Below are 21,967 nucleotides of genomic sequence, written 5' to 3' on the forward strand. Positions count from 1 at the left end.
CGCCCGATCCCTTCGGGCGGCCTTTTTTTTGTCAGGGCCGCGTCGCCCAGGTCCAGCGCACCACATCGGTCAACGCCTTGCCGTCCGCCTGCGCCCTTGCCTCGACCCGATTGTCGCCCTTGGCCAGATCGATATCCCAGGCTGCGATATGATCCTCCACCGGCACGCGAGTCCACGCCCCGTCATTAAGGCGCAATTCGACCGTCGGCTGATTGCTAAAGACCTGCACCTTCACCCGCTGCGTCCGCTTCATCACATCGCGGCGACTGGCGATATGCAGCATCGGCACGTCCGACCAATTGGCCTGATACCAATAATAGGCATCCTTGCGGACCTTGCGATCCTCCGTCACCAACCCCTTGTCGTTGATCGCAGGCCGATCCCCCTCATTCCGCTTGAAGGACGGGAAGTCGATCCCGACCCAGACGAAGGTCGACCAGAGGAAGGGCCGCTGCTTCATCTCGCGCCAATGCTTGATGTGGAAATCGGTCTGATATTGTTCGGGATGCCAGTAACCGTTGGATTCCGGCCGCTTCATCACCGGGTCTTCCTGATGCAGGATGCTCGCGCCCGCGCCATATTCGCTGACCCCGATCGGGCGACCGGGCAGCTTGGCATGCAGTTCGTCGGCCCATGGCCCGATATCTTCCGACTTGGTCCAGTACCAGCCGAAATAGCGGTTATAGGACACGGTATCGCTATGCTGGGCGATCGGATCGCTATCCTCCAGACAGCAATGGGCATAGGTGGTCGGCCGGGTCGGATCGAGCGCCTTGGCGGTCGCCTGCAACTCGGCAAGAATGCGGTTGGAGGCTGCGTCCGACTTGCGGATTTCATTGCCGATGCCCCACAGCGCGACCGAGGGATGATTGCCCGTCTGCCCGATCAGTTCGCGCATCTGATCGACCAGATTGTCGCGAAACGCATCCGACGGATCATGATCATCGATCAACGGCACTTCAGTCAGCAGCAGCAGGCCCAGTTCGTCCGCCCGTTCATAGACGCGCTGGGGATGCTGCATATGGGCAAGGCGGATCGCGGTCGCGCCCATATCGGCGAAAATGCCCAGATCCTCGTCAATCTCCGCAGCGGTGACGATCGGCCCGCGCCCGAAGCGGGTGGGATGCTGGAGATTGACGCCCCGCATCGGATAGGGTGCGCCGTTCAGCAGCACGGTGCCGTCCGGCTTCACCGAGATGGTGCGCACGCCCAGCGGCACGGTCTGGCTGTCGATGATGCGGCCACCCTCAACCAATTCGGTTACGACATGATAGAGATAGGGCGACTTGCGCCCCGCCCAGAGTTGCGGGGTGGACAGGGCGATGCTGCGCGTCACCGCCTCGCGCGCGCCGGGCGCGAGCGTGACCGGCGAAACGGCGCGCGCCACGATTTTCCCACGCGCATCCACAATCCGGCTGCTTAGGGTGAAGCGGGCCGCCCCGGCACGATCATTCCGCAATGCCACGGCAACATCAATGGTCGCGCGGCGCGGCTCCAGCGCGCTGGTGCGGACCTGCACCCCTGGCCCGGCATGATCGAGCCGGTCGATCGCCACCGCATCGCTCTCGATCAGCGACACGCTGCGATAGAGGCCGCCAAAAATATTGAAGTCGCCATTCAGCGGCGCGATATGCGTGTCGCGGCTATTGTCGACGCGCACCGCCAGCAGATTACGCCCCGGCTTCAACGCATCGGTCGCATCTACACGGAATGCGCCATAGCCGCCCTGATGCGTGCCCAGCTTTCGCCCATTCAGCCAGATGTCGGCCTTCAGCGTCGCGCCGCCGAAATGCAGCAGATATCGCTTGCCCGGCTGTGGCCTGTGTTCGATTTCCAGCCGATACCAGGCCGGGCCGCGATAATAGACGCCCTCCGGCTCGCCCCGCGCCTTGGCGCCGCCGATGCCGCTATCCTCGGCATTGTATGTATGCGGGACGCTGACCGGTGCCCATCCGCCATCGTCGAAGCCGGGCACTTCCGCTCCGGCGGCATCCGCTTTGATAAAGCGCCAGCCACTGGCGAGCGGCGTTTCGGTAGCAGCCTGAGCAACGCCGGGCACCAGCAGGGCAAGCGCGAAACCATAACGCATCGTCATTCCTTCAACTCAAAGTCTGGATATCGCCGATCTGGATGCCACTGCTCGCGGTCGACCGGATCGCATTGTCGCGGGGCTGGCGCGAACGCAGGCCATCCACCATCGCTCCCTGCACATCCGCGAACAGGATGGCAGGGCGCGCATCGGCCGCCTCGACATCGAAACTGATGTCGCGCAGGCTTATATTGCGAGCATGGCGCACATAGAGGCCATGGGCCGGGAAGGCGCCCATGAAGCTAGGCTCCAGGCTGGACGCAGGCCGTTCCGGGATCGCGCGGCGCGCGTCCGCCTCGCTCCCGCCGCCGGCCGAGCGGACATGGACGTTGGAGAAACTCACATCCTCGATCGGCTCGCCCGGATTGCCGATGATGCCACACGCATAGGGGCCGGGCGCACCCGACACATTGATGTCGGAAAAGCGCACCCGCCGCACCCTGGACGGACCATTGCCACGCGGCGCCCGGTTGCGCGCCGCCAATCGCACGAAGATCGGATGATTGACCGGGTTGCGCAGATTGATGTCGCTGAAGGTCACATCCTCCAGCACCCCGCCGTCGATCGCGCCCAGTTGCAGCCCCCGCGTATGCTCACAGGTGCAGCCGGATATCAGGATGTTGCGAAAGCCCGTCGCGGAATCGGTGCCCAGCTTGATCCGCCCCAGCACACCCACATCATCGACCGATTTATAGGGCGACGGGCGATAGCGTCCGCCTACCACCGACCCCAGATCATAGCCGCTGGTCTTGCAACCGATGACGGTCACATCCTCGCAGAAAACCGGCTCCTGCAAGGCGAAGCTGCTCTTCAGGACGATCGCGTCATCCTTGGGCGCGTTGACCAGGCAATTGCTGATCCGCACATCGCGACAACAATCGATGTCGATGCCGTCCCTATCGGTATCGACCGTCAGATTGTCGATCGTCACATTGGTCGATCCGAGCACATAGCAGGCGAAATGCCCGCCTTGCAGGATGGTGAAGTCACGCAGCAGCACATTGCGGCAGCGGCGCAGAGCCACCGCCTTGTTGCCGCGCCCTTCATAGGCCATCTCGCGCGGGATCGCCCGGCGCGCGGCATCGGCGGACAGGCCCTGCTCCTTGGGTGACTTCCATCCTTCTATGCCGTGCCAGCGCGGCGCCGGCCCTTCCCGGTCCAGCCCCAGCCCATGGATCAGCCCGCGCCCGACGATCGCGACGTCGTTGACGCCGTCGCCATAGATCAGCGCATTGTGGAAATGTGCGACACCGAAGTCGACATATTGTTCGTCATAGACGCCCTCGGGCAAGTCGTAGCGGCCCTTGTGCCGTCGGGGGTCCGCCGCCTCGATCAGGCTGCCGGGCATCAGCAGCAGGGTGATGTAGCTTTTCAGCCGGATCGAGAAGCAGAGATAATGGCCCGGCGGCACCACCACCGTCCCCCCGCCCGCCGCGCTTGCCGTCTCGATCGCGCGATTGATCGCGTCGGAATCGATCGCGACGCCATCGCCTTTCGCGCCATGATCGCGGACATTGTAAAAGCCGCTCAGCGATCCCGTCGCCCGCACCGGCGCGGATGCCATGGCGAAGGCCGCACCCAATCCCAAAGTCATGGCGCGACGGCTGAATGCCGCGCGCTCGATCACGCCGCTCATGCTGCGATCCCCTCATTATCTTGTATGACGTATTACATAATGAGGGGAGCAAGCCAAGTCTTTAGGATCGTCTTTTACTGTCTACATCGGTGATGCCTTTACAGGTCGAACGGCGTTACTTCGCCTTCCGGTCCAGTGCGGGCATGACACGCTGTGCGATCAGCGCCGCTTCCGCCTCGCACCCCTGCGGCGGCGCGCTATTGGCCGATCGAAGCGCGGCCAGTTCCGCGCGCGCCGCGGCAAGGTCCACCTGATAAGCCGGCTTGGTCGACACCAGCGCCATGGTTGCCGAGGCCGACTGCATCCCGGCTTCCACCGCACTCTCATTATGCGCGCCGCAAACGAACCGGCTATCGCCATAGGCGCGGCCCCGCTGAAGAATCTGCTGCGCCCGATCCGGCGCGATTGCGGTCAGCACCAGCGCCCATGTCCAGCCCCGCGTCGTGTGCCCAGACGGATAGTCGAAGCTCATCTTGTTGCGCTTCTTGTCGAACAGCTCGGACGTCGGCTGGCAGACGGGGCCACGGTCGAAGGTGAAGGGCCGTTCGCGCTGATAGATATTCTTGGCGATATTGGTCTGCGCACTGGTGTCGCTCCCTGCCCGTTCCAGCACCGCCACCAGCCGGGGCGCATTGTCAGGCGTCAGGGTCGCGCCGACCGCACAGCTATAATCATGCAGCAGGGCCGGAACGCTATAGTCCACATCATTAGTCGCCAGCGTCCAGCGCGGCGTTCCCTCCAGCTTGCGGGTCGCGCGGAAAATCTTGCGATCGGTGTCGAACCGCGGATCGCCACGCCGCGGCGCCGGCTCCAGCACCGACGTCACGTCAAATTCCCCTGGCGTCAGATAGCCTGCGGGTCGATCCGCACCAAAACCGGGCGCCGCGAAGGCGGTCGCGGCGAACAGGGACAGGATGGCAGTTCTGGTGAATTTCATGGCGAACCCTTTTTGGAACCGGCTATGCCCCCATCGACAGGATGCGGTCCGGCATGGTGGTCCTCTCTCCCCCATTCCGTGCAACGACGCAATGATCAGCCGCCGCGCCTCTTCGCGCGCCTCAAGACATTCTGTTAGAGACCGTTTGAAAAATGCGCGAAAGAGCGCATTTTTGTAGCCGCACCGGCCCTCACCCCCACCCGACCGCCCACATATGGTACCCTGTTGGGCGGTCGGGTGGGAGTGAGGGCCGGTGCGGATGCGCCAAAGGCGCATTTCCAAACAGACTCTTAGAGCCCCCTTCAGGCCAGAATGCGGCTATCGATTTCGCTGATAGTCTTCACGCCGCTCAGCGCCATCGAGACTTGCATCCCTTGCGCGATCAGATCCAGCAACCGGGCAACGCCCACCTCGCCTCCGGCCGCCAGCGCGTAAATATAGGCCCGGCCCAGCAGCACGCCGCGCGCTCCCAGCGCCAGCATCCGCACCACGTCCAGCCCGGTCCGCACCCCGCCATCGACCAGCACGGTCAGATCACCTCCCACGGCATCAGCAATCGCCGGCAAGGCGCGGGCCGTGGACAGCGCGCCATCCAGTTGCCGCCCGCCATGGTTGGACACCACCACCCCATCCGCGCCGAAACGCACCGCATCGCGCGCATCATCGGGATCGAGTATGCCCTTGACGATCATCTCGCCTTTCCACGCATCCCTGATCCATTCGAGGTCGGACCAGGTGATCGACGGGTCGAAATTCGCACCAAGCCAGCCGATATAATCGGCCAGATCAGTGGGCCTGCCGCGATAGGCCGACACATTGCCCAGATCATGCGGCCTGCCCAGCAAACCTACGTCCCACGACCAGCCCGGGCGGCCAACCGCCTGCAACATTCGGCGCAACGGCGCATTCGGCCCGCTCATCCCCGAATGGGCATCACGGTAGCGCGCGCCCGGCAATGGCATATCGACGGTGAACACCAGCTTGGTCACGCCCAGCGCCTGCGCCCGCTCCAGCGCGTGGCGCATGAAACCGCGATCCTTGAGGACATAGAGCTGGAACCAGATGGGCTGGCCGATATGTTCGACTACCTCGGTCAGGGAACAGACGCTGACGGTCGACAGGATATAGGGGATGCCGACCTGACGGGCAGCGCGCGCCACCTGTAACTCGCCCCGCTGCCGCATCATGCCGCCCAGCCCGATCGGCGCAAGCATCAGGGGCAGCGCCATCGTTTCGCCGAACAGCTTTGTTTCCAGACTGAGCGACGATATGTCGCGCAACACCCTTTGCGTCAGTCGGATATCGGCCAGATCGGCCCGGTTCGCCGCCATCGTCTCTTCGCCAAAGGCACCGCCATCGACATAATCGAACAGGAAGCGGGGCAAACGCCGGCGCGCGGCTTCGCGATAATCGAGCGGAGAAGAGATAATCAAGCAGCGCTCCTCAAATGGCGGCCTTCGTCCAGCGGCAGGAGCAGGTCGGCGCGCGCAGGCATCTCTGTCAATATATGACGGGTCAGCCGCTCATAATGTTGTACGAAGCGATCCAGTTGTGCGGCGTCCATCGCCCGGTCCGCACCCCGCGCCAGCAGGGCCTCTTCCTGCTGGCCACGCCAGCCGCGCACGACCGAAAAGTCGGGCGCGGCGAGCAGCACCAGCCGGTCGATCCAGACGAACAATTCCGCATAGGGACCACGCAACCGGCGGTTGACATGACGCCGCCATATTTCGTCCGGATCTTCGTCCCGCTCCAGCGCATTGACCGGCTGCACGAGGTCGGCCTTGGTCTGTGGTCGCGCACCAACGCACCAGCCTTCGAAGATCAGCAGGTCGACCGGCGCGGCAACAGCCTCTCCTTGCGGTAGAGGTTCATCCTGTCCCTTGTCGAAACGCGGCAACAGGAGCGGCGATCCCGCCTTGGCGGCCTCCAGCAAAGCGATGCCCCGTGCGACATCATGGGTGCCAGGAACACCACGGGTGCGGAACAGCGGATGCACGGCCGCCGCCAGTTGCCCGCGCGCCTGCCGCCCCAGATAGAGGTCGTCCAGTGACAGGATGGCCGTGCGATGGCCTTCCTGTTCCATCAGCACCTGCAAGCCCGTCGCCAGCGTCGACTTGCCCGATCCCTGCGCGCCGCAAAGGCCCAGGATCAGCGGGCGGTCAGTGCCAGCCAGCCAGCCCCGCGTCGCCGCCGCGATCCGGTCAAGCGACGGGGTCAAGCAGCGGCTCACCGGCAAAGAAACGATCGAGATTGTCGGCGACCTTCATACCCATGGCGGTGCGCGCCTCGATCGTCGCGCTGCCCAGATGCGGCAACAGCACGACATTGGGCAGGCTGATCAGCGCGGGATGCACCTGCGGCTCGCCTTCGTAAACGTCCAGGCCCGCCGCTGCTATCTGCCTGTCCGCCAGCGCCTGCGCGAGCGCGCCTTCATCGATCAGCGATCCGCGCCCGGTATTCACCAGCACCGCATGACCCGGCATCCGCGCCAGCAGCGCCGCGTCGATCATGTGCCGCGTGTCCGCGCCGCCGGGTGCGTGCAGCGACAATATATCCGCCTGTTCGGCCAAGGCCCCCAAATCCGCGAAATAGGCGTCGGTCGGCATGTCGTCCGCCGGTCGACGGCCATGATAAGCGATGCGCATCCCGAATGCCTCTGCCCGCCTCGCCACCGCCCGCGCGATCCGGCCGAAGCCGACCAGCCCCAGCAATTTGCCGTCCAGCGACTGGCCGAGCAAATGCGTCGGCCGCCAGCCGCTCCAGTCACCGGCCCGCAATTCACGCTCGCCCTCACCGGCGCGGCGCATCGCCATAAGCATCAAGGTCAGCGCGATATCCGCCGTCGCCTCGGTCAGCACATCGGGTGTGTTGGTGACGGCCAGCCCTGCCTCGCGCGCGGCCGTCAGGTCGATATGTTCATAGCCCGCGCCATAATTGGCGATGATCCGAACCTGCCGACTGTCGGCCAGCAGCACATCGCGCGTCACCTTGTCCGTCACCGTCGGGCAAAGCGCATCATGATCGCGCATCGCCTGCGCTAGCGCCGCCGCATCCATCGGCCGGTCGCTTTCGTTGAAGGTCACATCATAGGATACGGCGAGCCTCCGCTCGACAGCTTCAGGCCAGCGCCGGGTCAGCAGGATACGGGGCCGTGCGCTCACAACAGGCCCCGCGCGGCCAGATTGCGCATCAGGGCGCCGACGCCAAAGGTCCATGGCTCGACCCGGTCAGTCGCCGTCACCCGATTCACCAGCATGCCCAGTTCGTCACAAGCAATCCGCACCTCATCTCCTTCCGCATGGGTAAAGCCCCGCCCCGCTGCGCCCCGATCCTGCGTCGGCGCAAACAACGTGCCGAGGTAGAGGACCAGACCATCGGGATAGCAATGATGCGCATTCACCGCCTGCGCCGCAAGCTCTGCGGGCGGGCGGCTGATTTCCGCCATGGCCGATCGCCCCTCCATCACGAAGCCATCGGCGCCATGCACCGACAGGCGCACAGTGATGCGTTCCACGGCCGCCAGATCGAACCCGTCATCGAACAGCCGCACGAAGGGGCCGACAGCCGCAGCGCCGACATTATCCTTCGCCTTGCCCAGCAGCAGCGCCGATCGCCCCTCGACATCGCGCAGATTGACATCATTGCCCAGCGTCGCGCCGATGATCCGCCCGTCGGAAGCGATCACCAGCACCACTTCCGGTTCCGGATTGTTCCAGACCGAAGTGGGGTGCACGCCGATGGCGCTGCCCGCGCCGACCGTGGCCATGGGCTGCGCCTTGGTGAAGATTTCGGCATCCGGGCCGATCCCGACTTCCAGATACTGGCTCCACGCCCCTGCTTCGATCAGCGCCTGCTTGAGTAAGGCGGCCTCCTCCGATCCGGGCCGCAAACTGCGCAGATCATCGCCCACCAGCGCACGGACCTGCTGCCGTATCTGTGCCGCCGCCTCGGGATTGCCGCGCGCTTTCTCTTCGATCACCCGTTCCAGCATGGATGTGACGAAGGTAACGCCTGCCGCCTTCACCGCGTGCAGGTCGATGGGGGACAGGAGCCAGGGTTGCGCAGCATCGCGCCGGTCGGCCGGTGTGTTGGCGAGGATGTCGGCAAGGGCACCGGCATCCTCGCCCTTCGCGCCGCGCAGCGCCTGCGCCGGGGAGGCACTTTCGCACAAGTCGCGCGCGGTCGGGAAGGTGGCGGAAATATCGGTCAGCCGATCTCCATCGACCCGCACCAGCGACGGGCCAGCCCGATCGGGCCGCCAGATGCGGCCGAACAGCAGCGCAGCGGGATCGGCCGGCAGGATGACGGCAGGGGTCATGTCCATGCCTCAGCGCCGCTGGAAGTCGGGTGCGCGGCGCTCGGCAAAGGCGGCGCGCCCTTCGGCGGCATCCGCGGTGCCGAAACAGATCGCCTGCAAGTCGCGCTCGTAATCGATCGCCTTGTCATAGGGCATCTGGTGCGCGGCACGCAGGTTCAGCTTGGCGGTCTCGGCGGCGATCGGCGCGCGCTGCGCGATGGTGGCGGCGATCGCCTGCGCGCGCAGCATCAACTGGTCGGGCGGCGTCACCTCACTCACCAGTCCCCATGCCAGGGCCTGCTCGGCGCTCACCATGTCACCGGTATAGAGCATCAGCGCTGCGTTCGACATGCCGATCGAATGGGCGAGTCCCACCGCCATGCCGCCGCCGCCGATCCAGCCCAGCTTGATTTCCGGTGCAGCGAAGCGCGCATGAGTCGATGCGATGCGAATGTCGCAGGCCATCGCGGTTTCCAGCCCGCCGCCCAGCGCATAGCCATTGACCGCCGCGATCACCGGCTTGCGGCAGGCGCGCAGGGCATCGCAATAATCCTGCCGGTTGCGGAAATCCCATGGGGTCGCATAGGCGTCCAGCGTGGAAATGTCGGACCCGGCGGAAAAAGCCTTCTCCCCCGATCCGGTCACGATCACCACGCGCACCGCATCGGATACATTGCACTGGCTGACGGCCTCCACCAGCGCCGCCGCCATGTCTGGCGTCATGGCATTGAGCTTTTCCGGACGGTCCAGCGTGATGGTCGCGATATGATCGGCGATGGCGAAGCGCAGATTGGCGCTCATAGCTCGGTTCCTTTGCGATGATGGCGGTGGAAGATCGCCTCTATGGCGTCCAGCACGGTGTCGGCCGGATCGCCGTCAATCAGGCCGGCACGCAGCCGCGCCGACGCTTCGGTCTGGAAGGGGATGGCGCCGTCATGCCGCGGACGCAGACTGGCGGCTTCCAGCGTGGCGCGGGTGCCGCTGTAGAAGCCGCCCCAATGGACATCGACCTGCGGATCGCTCCATGCGGACCGCAACGAAGGCTGGCCGTCATGCGCGGGGATGAAGCCGCATTGTGCCTCCGCCCTCAGTAGCCACAGCAGATGCGCCTTGAGCGCTGGCGTTACGGTACAGCGCTTCGACACCGCGATGCCGGTCCCGCCGAGAATGGACCCGATGCCGGCCGCCCCACGCGGCGCATCGGCAAAGGCCACCCGGCCAGCCGCCGCATAATTGACATAGCCATAGATGAGCGGGACCAGCGCAATATCCTCGCCCGCCGCCATCGCCTCCAGCAGGGCGATGGGATTGGCATGGACGAAGGCACGGCTTGCTTGTCCGGTCAGCGCCGCCATGATCGCAAAGGCTTCGCGCCCGACCGGCCGATCGACAAAGCCCTCCGCCGGGCGCCCGCCCCCCAAGGCCGCCACGATCGACTGGAAAGACAGGATCGCATGCGGCCCGGCAAGCGACAGGGCGACCGGCTCCCGCGCCGCCAGATCGATTACCGCATCCCAGCTTTGCGGCGGCGTATCGATACGATCACGCGCATAGGCCATGACCTGCGTCGCCGCATCAAGAGGTAGCGCCCAATGCGACCCGCCATAATGATAGCTGGCGAGCGACCGGCCGATCGCCGCCGCGTCCAACTCCTGCAATATCGCCGCGTCGAACAGGCTCTCCATCGGCAACAGGCAATCCTGCGCCACGGCCTCCCCGACATGCGGATGATCCAGCACGATCAGGTCATAACGCGCAGCCAGGTCCGCGATCGGCGCGGCTTCGAACCCCTCCAATGAATGCCGGTCCCAGAGGATAGACAGCCCCTGCCCCGGCGCAATGTCCTGCGCCGCTGCCTCCAGCGCGCGATAGCCGCGCGGATGGTCCCATGTCAGACCGCGATAGCTGGGCAGGCTCATGCGTGCTGGCGCACCACGCCGGATTCAATCAGTTGTGCGATATCGTCCGCACTGCGACCGATCTCCGCCAGCACATCCCGGCTATGTTCGCCCACCAGCGGCGCACCACGGGTGATGGCGGACGGCGTCTTGGAAAAGCGGATCGGGAAGCCCGGCACCTTCACCCGCCCTTCGGTCGCATGATCATATTCGACGAAAGTGCCATTATGCCGGATCTGCGGATCGTCGATCAGGTCGGCATAGCCATAGACCGGACCGCACCAGATGTCGGCAGCGCGGAATGTCTCCAGCCAATGGGCCGTCGACTGCCCGATCAGATGCGCCTTCACCCGCGCGAAGATGGCGTCGCGCTGGGTCCAGCCATCCCGTTCCTCATCCAGTTCGGCGAAGAAGGGGTCGTCCAGCACCTGCCCCAGCGTCCTGAGCGAGGCCATGGCCAGCGTCATATAGCCGTCCGCCGTCGCGAACACGCCATAGGGCGCGCGGATATAGCTATGGGCATGCGGCTCGGCCGAACGCGTTTGCGCCTTGCCGCCGACGGTGAAGACGGACAATTCCTGCATCTGGATGGTGGTGATGGCGTCGAGCATATTGACCTGCACCAGCTGCCCCTCCCCCGTCCGCTCACGGTGGAACAGCGCGGCCAGCGCCCCTTCGAAGGCGGTATAGGCCGTCACGGCGTCGACCAGATATTGCCCGGCGGGCGATGGCGGCATGCCCTCCGCCCCGGCGGACAGCATCGCCCCCGACATGCCCTGCAACAGCAGATCCTGCCCCGGATAGGCGCGATAGGGCCCATCCTCGCCATAGCCCGACATGGAGACATAGATGAGGCTCGGGTTGATCGCCGACAGGGTCGTATAATCGACGCCCAGCCGCTCCGCCACGCCGGGCCGGTAGTTCTGGAGAAAGACGTCCGCCTCCTTCACCAGATCGAGCAGCACCGCCTTGCCCTCCGGCGATTTGAGGTCGATCGCCAGCGACCGCTTGTTGCGGTTGAGCGAGAGGAAGGAGACGTTGATCCGATTGCCGGTCGCCCCCCCGGCCGAGGCATGGCGCTGCCATTCGCCGCTGGTCGGCTCTACCTTGATGACGTCGGCGCCCATGTCGCCCAGTCGCTGCGCCGCGAACGGGCCGGCCATGGCGATCGAACAGTCGAGAACGCGAATATCCTTGAGTATCGTCATATCTGGTCCTTCAGGCCATGACCCAGCCGCCATTCACATGCAGCGTCTGGCCAGTGATGAAACCCGCCTCGTCAGCGGCGAAAAAGGCGATGGCATGGGCAATGTCGGCGGCGACGCCCCGGCGCTTGACCGACTGGGCATCCAGTACCATCTGGTTATAGCCTTCCGGGTCGGGATGGATTTTCTCCGCATCGGTCGGGAAAGCGCCCGGCGCGATCGCATTGACGGTTATGCCCTCGGGGCCGAATTCCCGCGCCCAGGCACGGGTGAGGCCGACCAGCGCGCCCTTGGACGCGACATAGGGGGACAGGTTCGCCCAGCCGCCTGAAATGGTGATGCTTGAAATATTGATGATCCGGCCAAAGCCCTTGGCGCGCATCCCCAGCAGCGCCGCCTGCACCGCGACGATCCCGGCATCGACATTGATCCGCTGGACCAGCTGATGCTCCTCGACCGAGAAATCTTCGAACGGTTTGGACGGATAGATCGCCGCATTATTGATGACGATATCGAACCCGCCATGCGCAGCGATCAGCGCATCCAGCGTAGCGCGAAACCCGGTCAGGTCGGACAGGTCAGCCGTCGACACCTCCAGCCGTCCCGGCCCCTTGCCTGCGGCAGCCTCGGTCAGGCGCGCCACTTTCGCCGGATCATTATCGACCGCGATCACCGTCGCGCCGCGTTCTATCAGCAGCAGCGTCGTCTCCAGCCCCAGCCCGCCAGCCGCGCCGGTATAGAGGATCGTGCGGCCCTTCATGCCACGCTTCCGATCAGCGGATAATTGCCGGAGGGGGCTGGATAGTCCTCGTCGGGCTGGCGCTGCACACCCTCGATGCGCGCCACCGCGCCTGACACCGCCGTCGCATCGGGCAGCACGCGCAGGATCGTATCGTATCGCCGTTCCTCGCCATGCTCCAGTTCGATCAGTTCACCGCGCTCGCGGGCGAAATCCTTGCCCAGCACATGGTTGGTCGACGGCTCGATCCCCACGGCATAATGACCGGCATGGAGGTTTTGCCATTCGAACATAGCCGGAAACTGATCCTTGCGGGTAACGACCGAGAAACCGAAACCCAGCGCCTCATTGACGATCGCCACCTCGACCCGACCGTCCGCGTCGGGCGCCATGTCATGCTGCCACACCTGTTCATGGAAATTGACGATCGGCGCCGGCAGGGTGCGATAGCCCACCCCTTGCGCCTGATATGCATCGGCATGAGCCGCCCACAGCACCTCGCGGATCGGCGCGACATAGCGTGCGCCCTCCGCCACCACCGGATGGCCGACATTGATATGATAGCAGAACATGTGCGGCGTGCGGTAGAAGCCGTGATTGACCACGCGGTCGGTCAGCCGGATCTCGTCCCCGCCCAGATCAGCCTCGATCCGGCGGATCAGGTGCAAATCCTCGCCGAACACGGTCGACTGGCGCACGATCCCTTCCGCCCAGAAAGTGCAGCGATCGCCATCCCATTGCTCGCCATAGCCGGTGAGTTGCGCCGGAATGGTCCCGACCCGTCCATGCAACGAAGAGGAAACGCTCTGGCGCGGCCCATAATGATAATGGCCGGCCGCATCGTCATGCATGAACAATATATGGTCGAGGCCACAGGTGATGTTGAGGCCCGACATGGACCGGAACCAGCCCAGCCCTCCCTCGCCCTCATAGTCATGCAGTCCGGGATGGCGGAAACCCGACGGCGAATGCCAGCCGATGGCGCGTCCGGCATGATCGCATTCGGCAATGTCCATCGCCCGATCCACCAGCACGGTAAAGGACAGGCCCGACCCGGTACGGAAATGCAGCATCCGCACGCCGCGCTCGACGCCATCCCCTAAAGTCATCAGCCGCACGCCCGCAAATTGGGACAGCGCGCCAGATCGTTCGGCGACATGCCGTTTCGACACCTCGCCGCCATAAAGCCGGGCCATGATTCAGCCTCTCCATCTTGTAAGACATATGATGAATATCTAGAGAAGAGGGACTCGTCAACCGGGAGAGGAAGAATGGGAAAGATTGTTCGGCGCTGCTTCGCGGTGGATCTGGTGAATGACCCGGAATCGATCGCGCGCTACCGCGAATGGCACAAGCCGGGCGGCCCGCCTCAAGCGGTAACGGATGCGATCCGCGCCGATGGCGTGGTCGACCTGCAAATCTGGCTGGTCGGCGACCGTATGTTCATGATCCTGGAACAGGATGCATCGCTGGCGGTCGATCCGGCGATAAAGGCGGCGCGAGATGCTGCCAATCCTGACGTCAGCGCATGGGATGCTCTTATGCGGACCTTTCAAAAGCCCTTGCCCTTTTCACCGAACGCTACTTGGGTCGAGATGCTCCAAATCTATTCATTATCGGATCAACGTCATGGAATAGGGTAATTGGATGTCTTTCTCCATGAGGAGTTCAGGCAGTAGCGAAGTTTGAGGAATCCCATATTGAGGGACATCTAATTCAACGCTGGCTTTCGGAGGCTGGTGTAGAAGGCTGAACATATTATGGCGAAACCATCGGTTTCACTGTCCTATGCCGGTGCCGGGTTAATATGCGATGCTGTCTTCGCAGGACATAAGAGTCTGTTTGCTGTTCTTCCAACCTTGGTCAGGTCGCCAGAGCAATCGGCACGCGATAGATCGCTTCCGCATCACCACCGAGCGACCGGCAAAGAGCCAGCCCTGCCTGCAGCAGCGGCAGCGGCAGCCGTGCACGGCCTTCGCTCAATCGCACTTCCGGGCCGGCCAGACTTAGCGCGCCGATCAGACGATCGCCATGCCCAATCACCGGCACGGACATGGATGCAACATGTGGTGTCGTAACGCCGGAGGTATAGATCGGCAGCGGCGGCAAATCCGGCTTCACGTCAGGCCATTGTTCGAAAAGCTGGAGCAATTGGGCGGAAGCGGAACCGTCAAGCGGGCGCTGCGTACCCGGTTGCACATCCAGGCGCAGACTGCTGGGAGAATTCACCCGGAACAGGCAGAGGCGCACGTCGCCCTGACGGACATAGAAGGTTGCGGTCTCTTCCGTTTCAACTGCCAGCTTTGCCAGGATCGGTTGGATATGCCGTTCAAGGTCGTTGCTTTCGCGGAAGACCGAATTCAGCCGGGCAACCTCGCTGCCCAATTGATATTGCCCATCGGGCATTCGTACTATCAGATTATAGCGTTCCAGCGACACAGCGAGTCGCAGGATCGTGCTTTTGACGAGGCCCGTGCGTTCGGCCAGTTCGGCCAATCCCACCACTCCATCACCCTGTTTAAAGCAGGTGAGGAGCAGCAGCCCTCTTTCGAGTGCTGCCACACCTTCCAATGCCGGTCTGTCTTTTACGTCCGTCGCCATAGCAATCCTCAATAATCAGACTGCTGTAGCGAACAGATCAACCGCTATCAAACGCCTTCGCAGCCGAGGCGCTTGAGCGTCTCTTCCACCCAGGCGCGCGGATTTTCGCCGCGCCTGATCTTTTCCATCTGTGCGGTTTCGGCGGCATGCTTGGCGCTGGCCTTGGCATAGATCGCTTCCGCATCATCCATCCCAACCGCCAGCAAACCATCATCGTCCCCGACTATGAGGTCGCCGGGATGGATGACCATGCCATCGATCGCGATCGGCACATTTACTTCGCCCGGACCGTCCTTGTAGGGGCCTCGATGCGTGACGCCTGCCGCGAAGACCGGGAAAGTGCCGGCGCGGATCGCCGCAACATCGCGAATGGCACCGAAAATGACGATGCCCGCCAGACCCCGGCTTTCCGCATGGGCAACCATCAATTCGCCAATCAGCGCGTTGGTAAGATCGCCACCAGCGTCCACCACCACGACATCACCCGGCTGGGCGATGTCGAGGGCGCGATGCAGCATCAGATTGTCGCCGGGTCGCGCCTTCACCGTCACGGCCGGGCCTGCCAGAACGCGGCTCTCCAGATTGGCGCCATGCATGGGGCGAAGCGCAGCCCCACCGGCAAACATGCGGTTCATCGCGTCGCTGACATTCGCCACCGGCAGGTCACGATATTGGTTGACCAGTTCGGCGGATACCCGGCGTTCGACGGGCAGGACGCGAAAACCAATGCTCATTCTTCACTCCAGTCAGATTAGAAGTTGAAACGGAAGCCGACCCGGAAGACGCGGCCGAATGTGTCGTAGAGCTGCGTGTTGGTGGCGACTGCGATGGACCCATCGCCGGGGGCATAAGGCGGATCCTGATTGAGGACGTTCTGCACGTTCAGATACATTTCAGCGCCCTTGCCCAGATCCTGGAACTTGTAGGCGAAACGCATGTCCCAATAGGCCTGCGGCTTGATAGTCTGAAGCTCTACGGCTGCCGGCCCCTTGGTATTGTCATAGCGACCACCGCCAATGAAGCGGACCTGGTTGAACCAGTTGAAATTGCCCCGCGTGAAGTCGGCCTGCGCGTTAAAGCGCCAGTGCGGGTTGGAATTGATGCCCACTTCGCCGGCCCGGTCAATCGAGGGTGAACCCGGCGTGGTCGTCGCCAGCTTGCCGACATAGGATATGACCGAACGCACCGAAAGCGATGTGGCATCGTCGGCAAAAGGCACGCGGTAGCTGAGCTCCACATCGACACCGTTGGTTTCGAGCGTCGACAGGTTGATCGGATAGGCCGTCAAAGCCGCGATGTTGCCGGCCGCATCGCGGGTGATGAAGCCGCAAGCCAACTGGTTGCCGGCGAAGCACTGGTCCACGCCCTGCTGCGCCGACAGCGACCCGATCGCGTCGTTGATCTTGATATCATAATAGTCGGCCGAAATGCTGAAGCCGGGCACGAAAGACGGCTGATAGACCGCCCCCAAAGTCAGTGTGTCGGCCTTTTCCGGTTGCAGATTGGGATTGCCGGTCGTGGTGATAAAGATGCCCGACGTACGCACATTGCCCATGAACGGATCGACCACAGTGGCCGACTGGGTACGGCCGCTGGTGAAGAGTTCCGACAGGTTGGGTGCGCGGATATCGCGCGAACGGGTTGCACGCAGCCGCAGGGAATCGAACGGCGTCCAGCTAAGCCCTGCCTTCCATGTCGTGACACCGCCGCTGGTCGAATAGTCCGTATAACGGATGGCGCCGTTGAATTCGACATCCTTCGCGAAGGGCAGGTCCTTCAGTAGCGGGATGACCGTTTCGACATAGCCTTCCTTGACATTGTAATTGCCTGACCAGGGCTGCGGGTTGGCGAAGAGGAAACCACCCGCATGCGAAATATCATCGACGCTGAGTTCCGCCTGTTCCTTGCGATATTCGCCACCTGTCGCGAAGGAAATGGGGCCAGCCCAGCCTTCGAACAACGTGCCCGAAATGTTGATTGCGGCGACATCTTCCTTGAAGGTCGAGTCGGTACGGCTGGTGCCGCGCGTGTAGGCGAGCGCTGCGTCCGAAGGCGATCCCTGACCGAACACGTTGAAGGGCGCGCACCCGTCATTGGGGTTGGTCAGGGTCGAACGACAGACGATCTGTCCGTTTGCCGGATTGACCACAGCATCCACCGCGCGGGTGAAGTTGGCGGTGATTTCATTATTGATGACGTCGGTGCGCTGTTTGGTGCGGCCATGCTGATAATAGCCGTTGATCTTCAGCCCGGCCAGTTCGCCCTTGAAGCCTGCGACATAACGATCCGTATCGGTATCAACAGCGACGTCGGCCAGTCCGCCTTCGACCGACCAGCGCAGCATGGTGAGCGAGGTGACGTTGGGGTTGGCCGCCAGCATCGCCTGCACCTGCGCGGGCAGGAAGGCATTATCGCGGCGGATGGTGATGGGATTGGTCGCCAGATGGCGGTTGGTCGACGTCGAATAGCGGGTCGAGGTCGTGCCATAGGAGGCTTCGCCGAAGATCGACCAGTTGTCGGTCAGGTCATATTCGGCGCGACCGAAGAAGGAAGCGCGCTCCAACGGGCGGTTGATTTCCTGAAGTAGTTCGGTGTTGACCCCGTCGCCGCCGATCTGCTGGGTCGCTGTGGTGTAGGAACCGAAGTCATAGGCGCTGACAGTGCCGCCCGGACCGAATTGCAGACCACGGAACAGCGCATTCTGCGCAGCCGTGCCGCCATTGCCGCTGGTGATCATACCACCATAGCTGCCAATTGCGCGGACATCTTCCGCTGCGATCAGCGCGGGGCCGCCAGCCGGGCCATTAATCAGATTGGACCCACGCCGTGCCCAGTCACGCTCACCTTCCAATATGCCCTTATTGCGATAATATTCGGCGCTGGCGAGCAGATGCAGACGATTGTCGGCCAGCGAAATGCCGCCGGTCAGCGTGCCGCGCAGTTCCTGATTGTCGCCCTCATTGGAAATGCCCGAAGAGAATTCGCCCTTCAGCCCTTCATATTTGGTATCGAGGACGAAGTTGACCACGCCGGCGACGGCATCCGAGCCATAAGCCGCCGAAGCACCACCGGTCACCACGTCGACACGCTGGATCAGGCCCGAAGGCAGCAGGTTGACGTCCACCGTGCCGAACTGGCTGGCAGCGACGAAGCGACGACCGTCCAACAGTGTCAGGGTACGAGTTGCGCCCAAGTTGCGCAGATTGAGGAAGCTTTGACCACCGCCCTGCGTGCCGCTGGCGCGCTGCGGACCGCTGGTCGCGGTGAGCGCTGGCAAAGTGCGTAGCGAATCCGCGATGGTCGACGGCGCAGCCTTGGTCAGTTGGTCGGCGTTGAGTACGGTAACGGGGGTCGGCGTGGTAAATCCGCTGCGGCCGATCCGCGATCCGGTGACGACAATGTCTGTCGTCGACTGATCCGGCGTGGAGACGCCCTGATCGGTCGGCTGCGGCTGATCGGCAATGGCCCGGGTAGCGTCAGCTTCCGTTGATTGCGCATAAGCAACAGGCCCAACCACGAAGCTCATCGCAACGCCAGCGAGCAATGAAACCCGCATCATGCGAGCGTGCGACCGTACCATTTCCATCAGACCCTCTCCCGATATTTATCCATTTGTGGATGTGAAGGCAGCTTCTATCCGCTTCGAAATTCATTGCAACATAATTCTGAAACGTCGTTGCGTTTTTATATATCGCTATTATTCTTGGCGCCGGATCGAAGAAATCGATCGACGGGAGAGGCAGCATGGAAATGTGGGATGACTGATAGAGACAGCGCTGCTGCGCTCAGGGGCCAAGCCTGCCTCGACCCCGCAATTGTCGACATGATGAAGGCCTTGGTCACCGGTCAGACAGACGAGGCGCTGAACGATCGGTTCGGCATCAGTTACAATAGCTGGCGCAAACTGATCGCGGGGCGGCCCGTACGCCATTCACTGGCACAGCGGGTCACACAGCGCGTCATCATGATCGCATCATCTTCCTGACAGCTGCCGCCCTTTCCCTCTAACCCATCACAAAACCAAGGAGAGATTATGCGACCTCCCTCATGGCTTCTCGCCTCGCTGGCAGCGCAGATCGCGTTCGTCCCAGCACTGGCGCAGGAGCAGAAGATCACGTCGGCCAACCCCAATGGCGGTCGGCCGGAAATCCATAATGTGAAAGAGATGCGCGAGGCCGGCGGCTATAGTGCGCCCGGCGCACGCGCCTACGCCGATATGGCGGCGGAAGCTGGCGGCCAGCTCTGGCCCGTCACCCTTTACTATCGCTGCCAGGCGTTGAGGGAACGCCGGCCATTGAAAGCCCCTGCCCCCAAACCGATTGAGGTGTTCGACAAGGTCTATTCGATCGGCACTGCGGAAAACAATATCTGGGCGATCGATACAAAGGACGGCATCATCCTGCTCGATACGCTGACCACCGAAGCGGACGCCAAAAATGTGATCGTCGCGAACATGCGGGCTCTGGGGCTCGATCCCCGGCGTATCCGGATCATCCTCATCACTCACAATCATCTCGATCATTTCGGCGGCGCCGCTTATCTCAAGGCCCTGTCGGGCGCCCGGATTGGAATGAGCCGGGAAGATTGGGAGGGCGACCCCAAATGGGGCAAGTTGCCGGTGAAGGCCGGGGAAGATTTCTTCCTCACCGACGGACAACAAGTCACACTGGGCGACCGGACGCTGACAGTGTTGATGACGCCGGGCCATACGCCAGGCACAATATCGTTGCTTTTTCCCGTCACCGACAAAGGGATGCCGCATATGGCATCGCTGTTCGGCGGGCAGGGTTCCCCGCGTGACGTGGCGTCATTGCTGGAATTCCGCAGGTCGCTCAATCATTTCGCCGATTATACCGACCTGATGCAGGCCGATGTCGTGCTGTCCAATCATACAGTTGGCGACGACGGACTGACTCGGGTAACGGCCCTCGCCAATCGTAAGGCCGGCGATCCCAATCCCTATGTCGTGGGCCGAGAAGGTGTCGTCCGTTACGATGCCGAATGGCGGATGTGCCTGAGCGCCGACATTGACGAAGCGGTATCGAAGGCCGCGCCGGGGACGATGTTGCCCACGCGGCCTCCGGCAAAACCGTAATCGCATAGGAGCCGGGGGTCGCGATGGTTGGCAAGGGGAGGAGCCTCAAGCCCCTCCCCTTTTTGTCTCAGGCGCGGATCACCTCTGCAGCCCGTCCAGCCTTTACCCCACGGCCCACGATCACCACTGCGGTCGCACTGGCCAATGTCAGAATAGCCAAAGGCAGCAACGCCAGAACATAGCTGCCTGTGGCGTCATGGATGAAGCCATAGACATTGATCATCAAGCCACCGCCGATGAGGTTGGACGTCGCATTAATCGCAGCAATGCCCGCAGCCGCAGTGCTGCCCGACAACCAGGTCGAGGCCATGCTCCAGAACGGCCCCTTGAAACAATAGGCGCCCACCAGCACGAAGGTAAGCAGCAGGACGGTCGGCGCCAGCCCGCTCAGCACAAAAGTCCCGACCGCACCGACCGCAATGAGGATGAGCGGCAGGGCGGTGTGCCAGCGCCGTTCATTGGTACGATCCGAATGACGTCCCCAGAAAACCATGGCGATTGACGCCACGCCGTATGGGATGGAGTTTATAAGGCCAGTCTGCAGGTCGGTCAGGCCGAAGGATTTGAGCAATTGCGGCTGCCAGATGCTGAGCACGCTGCCGGCTGCCGACGCGCCCGAACAGGCGATAACCATCGCCCAGAAGGCTGGCGTGACGGCCAGGCGCCAGGCCGAACCGCTGACCATCGGCTTTTGCTGCGCAGTCGCGGCCAGTTCGCGCTGCAACCAGTCGCGCTCCTGCGTGCTCAGCCACGTCGCCTGTGCCGGGCGATCCGTCAGCACCTTCAGGCAAGCAATACCCAGCAGAACCGTCGGCACGCCTTCCAATATGAAGAGCCATTGCCAGCCACGCAGCCCGCCAAGACCATTCATGGCAAGGAGCACGCCGGACAAGGGCGAGCCGATGAAACTCGACACCGGAATGGCGATGGCAAACAAGGCAAGGAAGCGGCCTCGGTATCGGGGTGGCAGCCAGTAGGTCAGGTACAGGATAATGCCAGGGAAGAAGCCAGCCTCCGCTGCGCCCAGCAGGAAACGCATCACATAAAAAGAGGGGGCATTCCAGACGAGCGACATGGTGATCGATACCAGCCCCCAGGTAATCATGATACGCGCGATCCAGAACCGGGCACCGACCTTCTGCAACATCAGGTTGCTGGGTACTTCCATCAGGAAATAGGCAATGAAGAACAGGCTGGCGCCAAAGCCGAACACCTTGCTGCTCAGCCCCACATCGGCGTTCATCTGGAGCGAGGCCATGCCGACATTGGTACGATCGATGAATGCCATAAGGTAGCAGAGCATCAGAAACGGCAACAAGCGCCAGGTCACCTTACGCATCGTCTGCGCTTCAAGGGCGCGATCGGAACTCATGGCTTCACTCTCCTCAGACTCAAGAGCGGGCGCTTGGTTGCGCCTCTTCTTTTCTCGCCGCGGGTCGGTGTCAAAGCCCCCCACGAATCACAGGCGCC

At 63.0% G+C, this 21,967-nt stretch carries 19 protein-coding genes; 3 read left to right on the forward strand and 16 right to left on the reverse strand.

What is annotated here, in order from left to right; genetic code table 11:
• Positions 1-31 precede the first annotated feature (31 nt).
• From BMX92_RS20165 to BMX92_RS20220, 12 genes are all read right to left on the reverse strand, one after another.
• The gene (locus BMX92_RS20165; protein WP_256213523.1) at positions 32-2,089 is read right to left on the reverse strand and encodes a glycoside hydrolase family 2 protein; all 2,058 of its coding nucleotides are present in this window, start codon (positions 2,087-2,089) and stop codon (positions 32-34) included.
• 10 nt (positions 2,090-2,099) lie between these two features.
• Positions 2,100-3,725, reverse strand: a complete 1,626-nt coding sequence (locus BMX92_RS20170; RefSeq protein WP_256213524.1) for a rhamnogalacturonidase — start codon at positions 3,723-3,725, stop codon at positions 2,100-2,102.
• Between the two features lie 115 nt (positions 3,726-3,840).
• Positions 3,841-4,662: an acid phosphatase gene (locus BMX92_RS20175; RefSeq protein WP_093019874.1), complete on the reverse strand. Its 822-nt coding sequence runs from the start codon at positions 4,660-4,662 to the stop codon at positions 3,841-3,843.
• A 302-nt stretch (positions 4,663-4,964) separates the two neighbouring features.
• A complete protein-coding gene (gene lldD / locus BMX92_RS20180; protein ID WP_093019876.1) occupies positions 4,965-6,095 on the reverse strand; it encodes an FMN-dependent L-lactate dehydrogenase LldD in 1,131 nt (376 codons plus the stop codon).
• Positions 6,092-6,880 carry a kinase gene (locus BMX92_RS20185; protein ID WP_093019878.1) on the reverse strand — a complete coding sequence of 263 codons (789 nt, stop codon included), beginning with the start codon at positions 6,878-6,880 and terminating at the stop codon, positions 6,092-6,094. The genes lldD and BMX92_RS20185 overlap by 4 nt, the downstream gene beginning before the upstream one ends.
• Positions 6,864-7,823 (reverse strand): 2-hydroxyacid dehydrogenase, encoded by a 960-nt coding sequence (locus tag BMX92_RS20190; protein ID WP_177185163.1) that lies wholly within the window; start codon positions 7,821-7,823, stop codon positions 6,864-6,866. Before BMX92_RS20190 ends, BMX92_RS20185 begins: the two co-directional genes overlap by 17 nt.
• The gene (locus BMX92_RS20195; RefSeq protein ID WP_093019882.1) at positions 7,820-8,986 is read right to left on the reverse strand and encodes a fumarylacetoacetate hydrolase family protein; all 1,167 of its coding nucleotides are present in this window, start codon (positions 8,984-8,986) and stop codon (positions 7,820-7,822) included. The genes BMX92_RS20190 and BMX92_RS20195 overlap by 4 nt, the downstream gene beginning before the upstream one ends.
• A gap of 3 nt (positions 8,987-8,989) precedes the next feature.
• Entirely contained in the window at positions 8,990-9,760 is a 771-nt protein-coding gene (locus BMX92_RS20200) for an enoyl-CoA hydratase/isomerase family protein (RefSeq protein WP_093019884.1), read from the reverse strand.
• Positions 9,757-10,878, reverse strand: a complete 1,122-nt coding sequence (locus tag BMX92_RS20205) for an extracellular solute-binding protein (protein WP_093019886.1) — start codon at positions 10,876-10,878, stop codon at positions 9,757-9,759. Before BMX92_RS20205 ends, BMX92_RS20200 begins: the two co-directional genes overlap by 4 nt.
• The gene (locus tag BMX92_RS20210) at positions 10,875-12,065 is read right to left on the reverse strand and encodes a CaiB/BaiF CoA transferase family protein (RefSeq protein ID WP_093019888.1); all 1,191 of its coding nucleotides are present in this window, start codon (positions 12,063-12,065) and stop codon (positions 10,875-10,877) included. The genes BMX92_RS20205 and BMX92_RS20210 overlap by 4 nt, the downstream gene beginning before the upstream one ends.
• Positions 12,066-12,075: 10 nt before the next feature.
• Positions 12,076-12,822 carry an SDR family NAD(P)-dependent oxidoreductase gene (locus tag BMX92_RS20215; RefSeq protein WP_093019890.1) on the reverse strand — a complete coding sequence of 249 codons (747 nt, stop codon included), beginning with the start codon at positions 12,820-12,822 and terminating at the stop codon, positions 12,076-12,078.
• Positions 12,819-13,997: an aldose 1-epimerase family protein gene (locus BMX92_RS20220; protein WP_093019892.1), complete on the reverse strand. Its 1,179-nt coding sequence runs from the start codon at positions 13,995-13,997 to the stop codon at positions 12,819-12,821. Before BMX92_RS20220 ends, BMX92_RS20215 begins: the two co-directional genes overlap by 4 nt.
• 75 nt (positions 13,998-14,072) lie before the next feature.
• On the opposite strand from BMX92_RS20220, the gene BMX92_RS20225 reads away from it, so the two are divergent.
• Entirely contained in the window at positions 14,073-14,444 is a 372-nt protein-coding gene (locus tag BMX92_RS20225) for an L-rhamnose mutarotase (RefSeq protein WP_093019894.1), read from the forward strand.
• A 220-nt stretch (positions 14,445-14,664) separates the two neighbouring features.
• On the opposite strand, the gene BMX92_RS20230 is transcribed toward BMX92_RS20225, so the two are convergent.
• From BMX92_RS20230 to BMX92_RS20240, 3 genes are read right to left on the reverse strand one after another with little or no spacing between them, the layout of a single operon-like run.
• Positions 14,665-15,402 (reverse strand): IclR family transcriptional regulator, encoded by a 738-nt coding sequence (locus BMX92_RS20230; protein WP_093019896.1) that lies wholly within the window; start codon positions 15,400-15,402, stop codon positions 14,665-14,667.
• Between the two features lie 47 nt (positions 15,403-15,449).
• Positions 15,450-16,136: an RraA family protein gene (locus tag BMX92_RS20235; protein WP_093019898.1), complete on the reverse strand. Its 687-nt coding sequence runs from the start codon at positions 16,134-16,136 to the stop codon at positions 15,450-15,452.
• A 17-nt stretch (positions 16,137-16,153) separates the two neighbouring features.
• Complete coding sequence (locus BMX92_RS20240) at positions 16,154-18,928, reverse strand: TonB-dependent receptor plug domain-containing protein (protein WP_256213525.1); 2,775 nt, start codon at positions 18,926-18,928, stop codon at positions 16,154-16,156.
• A gap of 231 nt (positions 18,929-19,159) precedes the next feature.
• Here BMX92_RS20240 and BMX92_RS20245 point away from each other — a divergent pair, with 231 nt between their 5' ends.
• Positions 19,160-19,387 carry a hypothetical protein gene (locus BMX92_RS20245; RefSeq protein ID WP_093019900.1) on the forward strand — a complete coding sequence of 76 codons (228 nt, stop codon included), beginning with the start codon at positions 19,160-19,162 and terminating at the stop codon, positions 19,385-19,387.
• A gap of 48 nt (positions 19,388-19,435) precedes the next feature.
• On the forward strand, positions 19,436-20,497 hold the full coding sequence (locus tag BMX92_RS20250) for an MBL fold metallo-hydrolase (RefSeq protein ID WP_093019902.1): 1,062 nt from the start codon (positions 19,436-19,438) through the stop codon (positions 20,495-20,497).
• Between the two features lie 67 nt (positions 20,498-20,564).
• Here the strand turns inward: BMX92_RS20250 and BMX92_RS20255 are convergent, their stop codons facing one another.
• Positions 20,565-21,953 carry an MFS transporter gene (locus tag BMX92_RS20255; RefSeq protein WP_256213526.1) on the reverse strand — a complete coding sequence of 463 codons (1,389 nt, stop codon included), beginning with the start codon at positions 21,951-21,953 and terminating at the stop codon, positions 20,565-20,567.
• Positions 21,954-21,967 lie beyond the last annotated feature (14 nt).

Source organism: Sphingobium sp. YR768, from assembly GCF_900111125.1.
Classification (GTDB): domain Bacteria; phylum Pseudomonadota; class Alphaproteobacteria; order Sphingomonadales; family Sphingomonadaceae; genus Sphingobium.

Bases quoted from the DNA above. Each gene is read 5' to 3' on its own strand.
- BMX92_RS20165 (WP_256213523.1), bottom strand. From the start codon at position 2,089: ATGCGTTATGGTTTCGCGCTTGCCCTGCTGGTGCCCGGCGTTGCTCAG.
- BMX92_RS20170 (WP_256213524.1), bottom strand. From the start codon at position 3,725: ATGAGCGGCGTGATCGAGCGCGCGGCATTCAGCCGTCGCGCCATGACT.
- BMX92_RS20175 (WP_093019874.1), bottom strand. From the start codon at position 4,662: ATGAAATTCACCAGAACTGCCATCCTGTCCCTGTTCGCCGCGACCGCC.
- BMX92_RS20195 (WP_093019882.1), bottom strand. From the start codon at position 8,986: ATGGACATGACCCCTGCCGTCATCCTGCCGGCCGATCCCGCTGCGCTG.
- BMX92_RS20200 (WP_093019884.1), bottom strand. From the start codon at position 9,760: ATGAGCGCCAATCTGCGCTTCGCCATCGCCGATCATATCGCGACCATC.
- BMX92_RS20205 (WP_093019886.1), bottom strand. From the start codon at position 10,878: ATGAGCCTGCCCAGCTATCGCGGTCTGACATGGGACCATCCGCGCGGC.
- BMX92_RS20210 (WP_093019888.1), bottom strand. From the start codon at position 12,065: ATGACGATACTCAAGGATATTCGCGTTCTCGACTGTTCGATCGCCATG.
- BMX92_RS20215 (WP_093019890.1), bottom strand. From the start codon at position 12,822: ATGAAGGGCCGCACGATCCTCTATACCGGCGCGGCTGGCGGGCTGGGG.
- BMX92_RS20220 (WP_093019892.1), bottom strand. From the start codon at position 13,997: ATGGCCCGGCTTTATGGCGGCGAGGTGTCGAAACGGCATGTCGCCGAA.
- BMX92_RS20225 (WP_093019894.1), top strand. From the start codon at position 14,073: ATGGGAAAGATTGTTCGGCGCTGCTTCGCGGTGGATCTGGTGAATGAC.
- BMX92_RS20230 (WP_093019896.1), bottom strand. From the start codon at position 15,402: ATGGCGACGGACGTAAAAGACAGACCGGCATTGGAAGGTGTGGCAGCA.
- BMX92_RS20235 (WP_093019898.1), bottom strand. From the start codon at position 16,136: ATGAGCATTGGTTTTCGCGTCCTGCCCGTCGAACGCCGGGTATCCGCC.
- BMX92_RS20240 (WP_256213525.1), bottom strand. From the start codon at position 18,928: ATGAGCTTCGTGGTTGGGCCTGTTGCTTATGCGCAATCAACGGAAGCT.
- BMX92_RS20245 (WP_093019900.1), top strand. From the start codon at position 19,160: ATGACTGATAGAGACAGCGCTGCTGCGCTCAGGGGCCAAGCCTGCCTC.
- BMX92_RS20250 (WP_093019902.1), top strand. From the start codon at position 19,436: ATGCGACCTCCCTCATGGCTTCTCGCCTCGCTGGCAGCGCAGATCGCG.